At 61.5% G+C, this 12244-nt stretch carries 6 protein-coding genes; all 6 read right to left on the bottom strand.

Annotated features, from left to right (window positions below; genetic code table 11):
- Window positions 1–507: 507 nt before the first annotated feature.
- The 6 genes from Q1W26_RS18755 to Q1W26_RS18730 all read right to left on the bottom strand — a co-directional run bounded on the left by Q1W26_RS18755 (window position 508) and on the right by Q1W26_RS18730 (window position 12235).
- Entirely contained in the window at window positions 508–2517 is a 2010-nt protein-coding gene (locus tag Q1W26_RS18755) for a DEAD/DEAH box helicase (RefSeq protein ID WP_300443214.1), read from the bottom strand.
- Window positions 2514–3824 (bottom strand): BREX system ATP-binding protein BrxD, encoded by a 1311-nt coding sequence (gene brxD / locus Q1W26_RS18750; protein ID WP_300443213.1) that lies wholly within the window; start codon window positions 3822–3824, stop codon window positions 2514–2516. The genes Q1W26_RS18755 and brxD overlap by 4 nt, the downstream gene beginning before the upstream one ends.
- On the bottom strand, window positions 3821–6520 hold the full coding sequence (gene pglZ, locus Q1W26_RS18745; protein ID WP_300443212.1) for a BREX-2 system phosphatase PglZ: 2700 nt from the start codon (window positions 6518–6520) through the stop codon (window positions 3821–3823). Before pglZ ends, brxD begins: the two co-directional genes overlap by 4 nt.
- Window positions 6517–10206: a phage resistance protein gene (locus Q1W26_RS18740; RefSeq protein ID WP_300443210.1), complete on the bottom strand. Its 3690-nt coding sequence runs from the start codon at window positions 10204–10206 to the stop codon at window positions 6517–6519. Before Q1W26_RS18740 ends, pglZ begins: the two co-directional genes overlap by 4 nt.
- Before the next feature lie 59 nt (window positions 10207–10265).
- Complete coding sequence (locus Q1W26_RS18735; RefSeq protein ID WP_300443208.1) at window positions 10266–10943, bottom strand: hypothetical protein; 678 nt, start codon at window positions 10941–10943, stop codon at window positions 10266–10268.
- A 62-nt stretch (window positions 10944–11005) separates the two neighbouring features.
- Entirely contained in the window at window positions 11006–12235 is a 1230-nt protein-coding gene (locus Q1W26_RS18730) for an ATP-binding protein (protein ID WP_300443206.1), read from the bottom strand.
- Window positions 12236–12244 lie beyond the last annotated feature (9 nt).

The following is a 12244-nucleotide window of genomic DNA, read 5'->3' as shown; positions in this document are numbered from 1 at the left end:
CTGACGCAGCTTCGCTCTGAAGCACACGGGCAAGATGGGTTTGCCGGGTGCTTACGTTTGTTGTGCGCAGGGAGCCACAGGAAAATGTCGAACAAGCGTCGAAATCGACGCACAAATCAATCCACATGCGATAAAAGACGGCACGCGTCAGAATCGACGCGCATCCGACGCCGACAATTCAAAAGGCTGGTTCTCAGATCGCTCTTTTTGTCGAAATCGACGCGCAGCCGACGTTTAAGGAGTGAGTGCCGAACGGCCAGGCGGAACCTAACGTCGAAATCGACGCGCAATCGACGTAGGAGACGTAGGCGCTGAATGGCACCACTACACCGCACGTCGAAATCGACGCACAGGCCGCGTGCGTCAAAACCGACGCGTAACGGTCGCTTACGCCTGAAATCCGTCTGGGGTTGGGGCTACTATTCTTGAGCCAGAGTTATGTAACACCATAACCGAGACAAATTTATCTGGTGCAACTGAACACTGGCTTCCACTCCAGTATTCCCCTCATTCAAAGTTTCTCGCGAGAATCGTCCGGCAGAGCAATTCGGACGGTACGCAGGGGGCGAATTTAGTATCCGCAGAGAAAGCGGTTTGCTCTTTAGTCGTCAGTTGAAAAGTCATACCTTTGGGGCTGGCAGTACTTAGAGCGGCGGCTGGCGCCTGAATACTCAGTGCATCAAACTTGACATGCGCGCCTCCACCTCCTGCCATCCGCGCATAAGTTCGGTTTGCCTTCGTGCCAGCGAAGGTCCATGTGCGTGCGGGAGAGTCACCGAGCCTGGACATGAAGTGCGCATCGGAAGACACGGCAATCTCGTCCATCAAGGTCGCAAGCTCAATTTTTCCGCGCTGGGAAAGGTGGACCGCAGGGGATGCGCCACCAACCAGAGCGGCGCGGATACCTTGGCAGACTTCCCGGCTCAGACTGCGTGCTCCACCCATCCATCTAGCTTTACCACCCTCTTTCGCCGCCTCCAGCCAGACGATCCGCTTGGACCACTCGATCTCTTTCACCAGCCAACTGCGGCCAGCCAAGAGCAGCAGCCGTTGAGGCTCTTCGCCGGTTAGCACAGTCGGGTCGATGTAACCGACCTCGGCGCCGCCGCACCGGCCCGTCAGGAGTTGAGCGCCGCTGAAGGACGCCAGCAGATCGCGATAGTGGCCACGGCCGAACTCTCGTTCTGTTTCAGGGCCGATGCGAACCAGTCCTCCCTCGCTATCCAGATAGCTCATCTGAATCATGTGGTCGACCATCGACCTGATGCCGTCTGCCGGCCGCTCCGGGAAGCAACGAGCCATCAGCGAGAGAAGCTCACTCACAGGCCATTCGCCCCGCTCCAGCGTAGCCACAAGAATCTGTTGTCCTACGATCGGCCACGGCTCATCAGGCGGCCGTGCAGCCTCCACCCAGCCCTTTGACCACAAATGAGTCACACCCAAGGCCAACATGAAAGCGTCTTGATTCGTCGTCAAGAACAGACAATTCCGGAGACTGCCCGACCGCCTGCCGGTACGGCCCATGCGCTGCAAGAACGACGAGACGGTAGACGGCGAATCGATCTGAATCACGCGATCCAGATCGCCCACGTCGATGCCAAGCTCCAGCGTTGATGTCGCGACAATCACACAATCTTTCTCCTCGCCAAACGCAGCCTCAGCCTGCCGGCGCTCGGACACGCTCAGCGACGCATGGCTCACGAAGGTCCGCACCTCCTTGGCGCGTAGCATGCTGCTCAGCTGCTCCGCGCTGCTGCGTGAGTCGCAGAACACCAGGCGCTTTTCTCCACGGTGAAGGCGTGAGATGACCGTCGCGGCGTTCTCGAGATTGCCAACGTAATCGATGGTGACATCGGCATCGGTGCTCACGGAGGCGCTGCCCACCACCTGCCGCGCTCCGACCGGGGCGAACCACTCCAGAAGTTCCTGCGGGTTGCTGACCGTCGCCGAAAGACCGATGCGCTGAAGCGGTTGCGGCAAATAGTGCTCAAGCCGCTGCAGCACCGACCTCATGTGCCAACCGCGGTCATCCGCAGCGAAGGCGTGCAATTCGTCCACAACCACCGCCCGCAAGTTACCAAACCAGGCAGGACGGTCCACCCGCACGGAGATCAGCATCGCTTCGATCGATTCCGGCGTTGTCAGCAAGATGTCCGGCGCTTCCTTCAGTGCTTTCTTCTTGCGGGACTGCGACACGTCGCCATGCCAGACTTCCACCGTGCGTCCGACTAGCCCAGCATAGTGGGTCAGCCGATGTTCGAGGTTGTTCAGCAGGGCCTTGATCGGGCAGATGTAAAGAACGCTCGTGCCAGGCCAGGACTCCTTCAGCATCCTGGACAGGATTGGAATGGTCGCCGCCTCCGTCTTTCCCCCCGCTGTGGGCGCCAACAACAAGCAGTGAGCCCCGGCATGAATCGGCGGGATGGCAGCCAGTTGCGTGGGGCGCAGCGTGCTCCAGCCCAAGGTGTTGACCACGTGGTACTGGAGGGAGGGGTGCAACTGCTCGAACTCGCTCACAGCTCGATGTCGTCCACCGAATTCGCGCTTGCTGCAGCCCGCTCAGCGGCAGACATCTCGGTCTCAGAAAGGGTCAACGAGTAGTGCTGACGGGGATCGAAGTCCACATGCAGGTCCACACGATCCAGCACATCTGCAACCAGCTTCTTCAAGAACAAGCGAGGCGCCACGCCCACCTTGCCCCCGAGGCCGCCCGCCACGGCCCGGGCCAAGGTGTCCAGGTAGCCGTCATCGACAACAGACCGCAGGCGCTGCTCATGCTCTCGCCCCTCTGCATAGATATCTCGCACACGCCGCCCCACCGAAAGCAGGGCACCGTGATCGAACGGAGCCAGGCGGATCTGGACAGCACGGGGGTTGTCAAACCTGCGGTCTGTCCCAAAGTCCACATGCAGCCGTTGGGCCAGTGGTGCCAACCGTTGCACGCCCTGCGGGCCGTCAAAGAATGCCGGCGTGCCAGTGACTATGAGGTACAGCCCGGGATAACGGCCTGCATCAATCTCATCGATCCACTGCCGCAGAGCATTGAGCCCCCGCTCGCGCGTGTCTGTGCGCATGCGCTGCAGCGTCTCCACCTCGTCGAGCACCATCACAAGGCCCGAAAATCCGCTGTCTCGCAAGATCGTGAGCAAGCCCACCAAGAAATTGCTGGCCCCAAAGTGGTCCAGATCGCCCTTGATACCAGCTGCACGCTTCACGCTGGCCGCCACGTTCGGTTGGCCGGCCAACCAGCTGATCAAGCCCTCGGCCAGCATGCCCTCGTTGTTGGCCAGGGCCTGTCTATAAGTACGCAGCACCGCAGAGAAGGCCGGGGCCGTCTTGCTGATGGCGCCGAGACGAGCTTCCATGAGTGCATCCGTCCGCTGCAGCAAAGCTTGAGCATCGTCGGGGTTCACCGAAGGGTCGGCCAGCACATCCTGCTCCAGAGCGTAGAACCAGCCGTCGATCACGCTTCTGAATGCGCCGCTGGCCATGTCTGCCGTGCCCAAGTGCTCAACAAGCCGCCTGTAGACAGTCTCCAATCGGTGCAGTGGCGTCTCGGTCTCGTTGATCTGGACTTCAGTTGCAGCAAAGCCCCGTGAGCGCGCGTGCTCCTGCAGCCATCGTCCGAAAAAGGTCTTGCCGGTGCCGTACTCGCCGCGTACCGCCTTGAAGCCTCCGCGGCCTGACGCCACCGATTCCAGCTCTTCGCCGAGAGTGGGTGCGAACGTCTCAATGCCAACCGCCAACGCATCCAGACCGTTGCTTGGAACAGTGCCTCGACGCAGCGCACTGATGATGTCTTCTCTGCGGGCCGGGCTGATCATCGGGGGCCTCCTGGCTTGGGCAGCTTGAACTGCTGTTGCAGCAACGTGATGTTGAGTTCAACCGATCCCGCCGCCTCATCGACCGTGAGTACCGCAGCCTGGTCTACGTTCAACACACGGCGCACGGCACTCAGCAGGCCACCCATGCGAACCTCGGCCAGCGACAGTCGATTCGCCAGAGCCGTGCGGGACAACTTCCCGCCACGTTCGGCCAGCGCCTCCAGCAGCAGCCTCATCTTGTCGTCTGGCAAAGCTACGCGCGCGGCCAACTGGCGCTGAGACGCATAGATTGAGCTGGCTAACAGACCAGCGATCCAGTCCGGCGCAATCACATCCATTTCGGGTAGTGGCAAATCGACGGGAGCGAAGAGCCCCGCCTGTGCCTCGACCTGCACCGGCTTTGTACGGGCAGGCTTGGCGTGCGGCGCTGCTGCAGCTACTGGCTTCTGGTATTGCATAAGAAGGGGCAGCTCCCACCACTCCGGCTGGTTCGGTGGTGCAGCACTCCAGCCAGCAAGGCTGGTACCCAACGGGGCAAATACGCTCAGCGGCACGGTGACCTCTTGGGGCGACAGGCCTCCGTGGTAACCGTTCTTTCGGCCCGCATAGCGGCTGCTTTCACTCCACAGGCAAACCACCGCGTTGGCGCCATCGCCGGTAACTACCCGGCCACCGCTGATCGCCAGCTCCTGGGTCGATGCCGGATTGCCCCCCAGTCGCCAACGGTCACTCTCGCCACCTGGAATCTGCGTGCTTCCGTCCTCCAGCAGATGACCATGGTCAGCCGTTACGATCACCACGCGTCGGGCCTCGCGGGCTTCCCGCAACAAAGGTAGCAGCAGACGCAGATCCTCCAGCGCCCAGCGCTGGTTGAGCTGATCCGGTCCGCTGAGGTGGTCATCCACAGCGTTGTACACCACGCCCACAACCTGCTGCTTTTGGTTCGCGATCGCCGTGCGGATCTCCTGTGCCAGATTGCCGGCATCGGCCAAGTCACCTTTGTGGAAGACCTTGGGTGGAAACTCTGCTCGGCTCGTAGCCATCAATGCGGGATGTGCCGCAAAGCCGGGCTTCTCTTGCGCCTGTGCTCCCGTGGTCAGTCGTCCACATAGCAGGCTGGTCCGACTCACCTCAGTGATTGTAGGCACTGCTGCGACGCCGACGAAGGGCTTGCCCTGAGATGCTGGCACCAGCTCTACCCAACCGTGGCCTGCAGCCCGCGCAAACAGCTCTCGGAAGATGCTGTTGCTCAAGCCATCCATCACCAGCAGCAACGTGGGTTGCACAGCGGCAATCGGAGCGACGACCCGGTCCAATACGTGTTCAAGCGGCACAACCCGCCCGCTGTCCGCAGGCGTCTGCGCATTCCATTGCACCAGCGCCTGGGCAAAAGGCTTGGCAAAGGCATTACGTCGGGCGATGACCGCCTGGCGACATGCGGCATACGCGTCTGACAACTCGGTCAGTTCGTCGCCACCCAGCAGCCTGAATCGGGCCCAATCCACGTAGGCACCCTGGTCAGCTTGCCATTCCACTGAATCTGGCAGCGAGGCCCCGGAGGCCATTGGGCTGAGCAGCCAGCGGGCCAGGCGTCGTGCCATCTCGACACGCTCCATGCGCGGCCGCTGCTCGTTCATCAGGATGTGCTTCAGCGCGCGGTCAGCCTTCAACTCAACCTGCTGAAGCTTGGCTTCATTGGGCTCTGCCGTGTGGGCACTCAGCGCCAAGGCAAAGTCGGCCAGTCGCTGGTCCAGCGAAGACGGAAGCACATCACTCAGCTGCGCAAACTCCGAGATGCGCAGATCACGCAGCAGAGCATCGGCACGGTCCAGCAGGGCCCGACAAGCCTCCACGCCAAAACTTCGCACGACTTGCTCCGCGGCCGCGGCCCAGAGGCGCCCCTCAGTTACACCCACATGCTTTTCGTTGACGAAGCGCTCGAGGCGGATCGCCGCCTGCCCCAACGCGGCCTGCCCTTCACCGTCTGCTGCAAAGATGACACCACTGACCAGCCCCAGCGGCAAGGCATCACCCGTGCGACCTGCTTCGACGCAGCCCAGGACCATGGATCCGGCTACGCCGGCAGCGTCAGCCAGCCAAACCAGGATGTCCGAGCGCATCGACGCGGGCAAAGGCCCGAGTCGAGGATCGGCATCGGGCGTCATCGACCAGCCCAGCAGCGTCATCGCGTCTGGCCTGGCCACCTCGATCCCCACAAAACGGACCAACACTTCGCGCCATGCGGTTTCCAGGTCCAAGAATCCATTGGCCACGGGCGGATAGTCACCCTGGGCCGCGCCGTCGATCAAAGCCTGTGGCATCCAGGCAAACCGGCTCAAGCGAGCATCGGTCTCCTTGGCCTGAAACATCAGGCGAACAATGTCCCACCCTTCTGGCTGAAATACCCGCGCACGGGCCAGCCGGGCAGCGATGTCTTCCGCAACCTCATGCGTCGCCAGGGGCGTAATCACCACCATGCCCGATGCTGAAGGTGCGAGTTGCTCCAGCTCACAGAGCGCCTCGCGAATGGCCAATGAGGATTCGCACCAACGCAACAGAAAACGCTTCCCATGCGGGGTGACCGCCTCCGGCCAGATCTGTCTTGCGGCCGCGCGAATCGCAACGGCCTGTGCCGTCGGGTCGCTGTCCAGCACTCGCTCCAGTTGCGCCTTGATTTGCGGCGTCGACAAACTCATAGCTGGGTGCCCTTGCGCTGCAGACGCCAACTGAGCGTCAGCTCCAGATCCCGTTCGCTGGTCACGCGAGCCTTCAGTTCATCCAATGCGGCCACGGCCTCAGCGCCAGTCAGATGCAACTGCTGCTTCTCGGCCACCACTTCGGGCGCCAGATTGGCCGGGACAGGCGGAATCGTCACGGGCGCAGGCGAAGGTACCTCTGGCACCGGCGGCGGCACAGGCTCGGGGACGGGGGCCGAAACAGACGCTGCGAGCAAGCCCATGGCATCGCGATGCAACTCATCGAGTCTGCCCTTCAAAGCCAATACGTGTTCATCGCTGGTCAGCACCTCGGACAAGCGCCGGGCGATCACCTTGGCAGCATCCGACCGGTGATCACTCAACTTCAGCACCACGTCGAACAGTTGCCAGTAACTGCCTGCCTCCAGCACATCGGCGCAAACCTTCGCCTGCCCCAAAGCTCGCCCGACAGCGGCCTCCGACGTTTGCAGATCGGCCGTTGCCAGTACTGCGACCACCTCTGAATCAGCCGCGGATGCCACCGCCGCCAACAGTGACTGCGCAGACTCAGCGGTTTGCTGCCGAGCCCCTGTTGCGCCAGCCGCGTACCGGCCAGCCCGATCACGCACCTGCACCACAAGGCGGGTCACCGCGTCGCGCTTCTCCGCGATCGTCTGCTTAACCTCGTCCACCAACTTGCCCACATTGGCCGCGTTGAGGGTCTGGCCCAGGGTCAAGCCAAACAAGCTGGATGCACGCTGCAAGGCCAGCTGCCAGTCACCGGCATTTGGCAGCGACTGCTCCCGCAGTTCCAGCTCATCCGGCATGCTGTCCACAGACGGCTCAAAAGGCCCGCCGCGCATCGTGAAACGACGGCTGGTGGAGGCAGCGAAAGCCAGGATGATGAGGTTCTGCAGCTCCAGCGGCAGCCCCATGGGTGCAGGCATGTCGATCCACTGCCGCAACCTGGCCACCGTAATCGCCCCCCCACCTTCTCGCGCGTGGCTCTGCGAAAAGCGCGATTGCCAGTGTGGCTCGATCAACAAGTGTGTTTCCGCCATCTGCCCCAGTTGGCAGGGGTTGACCACGGAACGCACCAGCTTGCGAACACTGTTGTCCTGCACCAGCCCGCGCTGCCCCGGCGCCTCTATGGCCTTCTGCACCTCGGGCCAGATCTTGCGAATGACAGCCGGCTTGATCTCGGTGTCGAACTCAGGGTGAGCCGGATACTGGTGGGCAAACAATTGTCCCAGCAAGTTTTCAAAAGCCGATTTGAAGTCGGCACCCACGGGCGGCCGCGGAGACAAGGTTGGATCCAGCGAGCGGAACTGCTGATCTGCCGTCAGTGGATTGCTGACCGCATCCCGAGGTTCAGTGCTGATGCCGTAAGCCACTTCAAGCTGAGCGCGCAGCTTGATGCGCAGTTGGTCCAGTTGATTGCGGGCCAGGGCCTTGGCCTGCACACGGTCAACAAACGACAGGTGGCCCGCATAGGTCTCAAAGCGATCACCCTGCAAGATGTAATCCAGCACCACCAGCCGGCCTAGGTCGGCTAAGGCCTTGTTGCTCAGGAACGAAGGTATCCATACCAGCGTTCTGGTATCTCCACCGCGGTAAGCCGCCAAACGTGCTAGGTCATCGGCCGGACCAAAGTTGGCGTCATCGAACGGAAAGTCCAGCACCACCGTCCACGTGCCGGAACGGCCACGCAGACGGTCATCGGTCATTTCACGCACGTTCTCGTACAGCAGCTCAATCTCGCGTCGCGTGCCGCGCCAGCTGAACTCATAGGTGTTGAACAAATCTCCCGTGTCGTCGATCTCCAGTTCCTTGAACAAGGCCTCGCGAATCCGCTTGCGGCGGTTGCCCGGGTTGTCGTTGGCCTCTGCCGCGCGGAGGATGGGTTCGATATCGACACCCGTCACCTGAATGGAGATGATCGGGTTCTGGTCCTCAGTGATCTTGATCTCGCCAATCTCACTTGCCCAGTCACGGCACTTGCGCAACACATCTTGCGCCTCGCGGCCCGGGATCGGCGAACGGAAGGTACCGTGGTTCAAGGCCGCCAAGCGTTGAGCGCTCAAGGCCTTGAGAGATTCCACCTCAGGTACCAACGCGCCCAGCAACAGCGTCTTCAACAGGCGGGCGTCGTTGCGCAGGCTCTTGGCAGCAGTCGCCTCTGCCTGGCCCAGCTTGATCGCCTCCCATGTCACGTTGTGCTGCCGCTCCAGCATGGGCAGCAAGCGCTGGTTGTAAAGACGCTTGGCGTTCTCGAAGTGCAGGCGCATGCCTTCGCTGAAGGGCTCATCACCCTCGGCGATGGCGTCGTACAGGTCACCCACGGGAATCAGCTGGCCCAGTTCCAGGTCTGCGCGGCGGTCCACCAGCAATTGCAGCATCAGCTTGAGCGCCGTACGCTCGCGCTGCAGCGCGGCCGACACGGCAATCAAGGTCTGCACCAACGCTGGCGAGAACGGGTACACCTTACGGAACATGTCCCGGTCAGCAGTGGTGGTCAGCAGCGTGTCCAGCACGTCCTTACGCATCTTCAGTAGATCATCGAAGGTGCTCTGCAGTGTCTGCCGAGCGGCCTCGTCCACCGGGCGCAGCACGCGCTTCTCTGCAATGGCAGGCAGGTTGCGGTCTTCCAGGGTAATGCGGTGGAAGCGTGCCTCCCAGTGCTTCAGCACATCGCTGAACTGCACCTGTACCGAACCCGCAAGGTTCTCACCCACCAAGTCGCGAAGATCGCGCTGCCGGGCCACGAAGCTGATCAGCGGAATGGGCCGGTCGGCGTTGGTGGCCTCCACCAGCTTCACCAGCTTTGTGCCTTCACGGCTGACAAAATTGACGTCGGCCGCATGGCTGGCCAGCCACAACACCAGTTCGTCCAGGAACAGGATCACCGCATCGTAGCCCAGCGCCTTGGCGTGCCGACTCATGATGCTGAGACCATCGTCGAGCGATACAAACGATTCGCCGCTGCCCGCCAAGGTCCGGTAGGCTGAGAAAAACTGGGTGATCAGATCGCCTACCAGGCGCGAGCGCTCTTCACCATTGGGCGCTTCCAACATCGCCGCCTCGAAAGCCACGGCATCCCAACCACTTTCGAGCGCCCCCCAGCCACCTTCGCTCCCCCCACTGGCACCCTCATTGAGCTTGGCGAAAAAGGCTTCATCGCCCATGCGTTCGCGCAGGTCGCGTGCATCCTTGAACATACCCTCAGCCAGGTAGAAGCCAGGCACCGGAGCATCCGGATGCTTCTTGCGGACGAACTCCGCATACTGCCCGAGAATGGCCGACTCCATGTCGCGTGCGCCGATCATATGGTAGGGCACCAGCAAGAACTTGCGCCCATCGGTCCAGCTGTGACGGGCCACCACATCAGCCAGCTCAGGCGTCGCCCGGGCCTGGGTGTTGCCAGCCAGCAGCAGGTTCAGCACCGCCATGAAGTGGCTCTTGCCCGAGCCGAAACTGCCGTGCAGATACGCAGCCTTGCTGCCGCCGGTCTGCACTGCCTGCTGGATGAAGCCCAGCGCATTGGCAAAGGCATCCACCAGCTGCGGCGTGACAACGTAGTCGCGCAGGGTCTGCTCGGGCTCAGTGACGCCCTTGGACAACTGCAACACGAAGTCGCCCTGGTGCACCCGTTCAGGGATGGCGATGAGGTCTTTCAATAGGGTCATGTTTGTTTTCTTCCCTCAATCCTTGACTAGGCGCGTGCCTTGGGCGATCTGCATGTCCGTCAGGGCAGCAGAGGCCATCCCGCGTTCTGGGCCGCGGTGTGAAGCGCCTGTTTGAAGGCGTTGAAACTGGGCATGTCGATACGTAGCGGATCCACCGCACCCGTCACCACCCAGCCCGCTTGTTCATCAGCCGACGGATCCGTTCCACCGGACAACGCAGCCAACTGCTTTTTCAGCGAATTCGGACTGGCGTCGTTGCCGGAGGCATCTTCGAGCGGCGCACAATTCGCGTAACCCGGCGGCCGCAGTGCGCACAGCAACCAAGCCTCTGATTTGGGGCGCGGCACCATGGGTACGCCGGTATCACACTCGACCATCGCAAAGCCACGGTGCATCGAATCCACTTTTTCTTGCCACTCTCCTGAGGGCGTTGCGCGGACACCGTCGCCATCACGGAACAGCACTGCCACCACAGGTTGCAGCTCTTGCGCGGCAGTCTGTTTGGCCAACAGGCCCAAGACTTGCGCATTCCTCGTGAAGAAGGCCGTACCCTTGCCAAACTTCACACCGGGGAACAACGGAGAGCCCTGCTTGCCCATGCTCGCCAGTGCCGTCTCATGAACATGAGTGACGCAATCGCCGCCAGCCAGATGGATATCCAGCACGCTGTACTGGGTGTGATGACGCTCCAAAACCTTGTCCACCACCCAAGCCATCGGCCCAGGCACGAACTTCATCCCGCCCCCGGTCGGTCTCTCATGGCCCAGATCAGTGGGCCCTTCACCTGAAAGAAGCAATCTCATGACTTCGGGGAGATGAGTGCGAGCGTCATTGCCTCGGCAGGCAGTGCCTCCAGGTTCGTGTCGACAAACACTTCACCGGGGCCAAGCAGCGTGAGCTTCTTTTGCGTGCTGGGCAGATCAAACAGGCGCACCGCCTTGGTGTGGCCTGCACTGTTCCGGAACAACAGCAACACGGCCTCCCTGGCTACCTCATCGGGCAGGTAGTTCAGCACCAAGGGGCTGTGCGTGGTCACGATCACTTGCCGCTCGGCACCGAGCAGCAACTGCACCAGCTTCTGCATCAATTCCGGGTTGATCCCGTTTTCGATCTCATCGAAGAGCACGCAGCTCTGGCCCAGACCATCGGGCCGAGCAGCATTACCAGAGCTCTCTGAACAGATGACCTGCGAAAGAACAGCCAGCACACGCAATACGCCATCGCTAACCTGACGAGCATCCGATTCCAGCCAGGAAGGTGCCTGCTGTGCGCTGCCGTACTGCTCCACCACACGTAGGTCCTTCCACCCGGCGCGCAGCGCCGTGGTCGACAATCCTGCAATCTGCGGATAGAACTTCCTCAGTGCCTTGATTAACGCCAACTTGTCGTTGGCGGGCAAGCCGTGGATGAATGCGCTCAGCCGTTCGCCTCCATAGCCGATGTCTGCACCATCCTTGGCACGCCTGCGCATCGACTGAGGCGATAGGAGATCAAGGGAGCGCAAATTGGCTGCCACGTGCTTCAGCACACCCAAGGCTGGATGGACATCGCGGACATTGATGAACGAGAGGGTTGAGCCTTCGTATTTCATCGATCGCAGGGGGTACTGCACCGAATCCTGGCTGTCCGTGCCCGATACCAGCAGTTGCCCATCCTTGATGTGCAGCACCTGTTCCACGTCATCAACCTTCACCGTCTCCGCTGTGCAACGCATCTCGGTAGTGTTGAATGATCCGCTCCAGACAATGCGTCCCTCACCGGGCACCTCGATGTCCAGTTCAAAGTGGATCAGCTTTTTTTTCAGGAATCGGCTGGTCAGGTCGGCGGCTTTCCATTCGCGCTGCTTGAGCCACGTTGCCACCTGCCCGTTGGCGAGATGCCCGACAAAGTCGAAGGCCTGCAGCACCGTGGACTTGCCCGCCCCGTTCAGACCCACCAGGCAGGTGAACGAACCCAGTCGGTGAGGCGCCGGTGGCAGGCGGAAGTCGACCAACGACTTGAAATTGTCGATGTAGAAGCTCTTGATCATGGTTGGCCC

This window comes from Zoogloea sp., assembly GCF_030157465.1.
Taxonomy (GTDB): Bacteria; Pseudomonadota; Gammaproteobacteria; order Burkholderiales; family Rhodocyclaceae; genus Zoogloea.
This window is presented reverse-complemented; position numbering and strand designations above follow the sequence as displayed.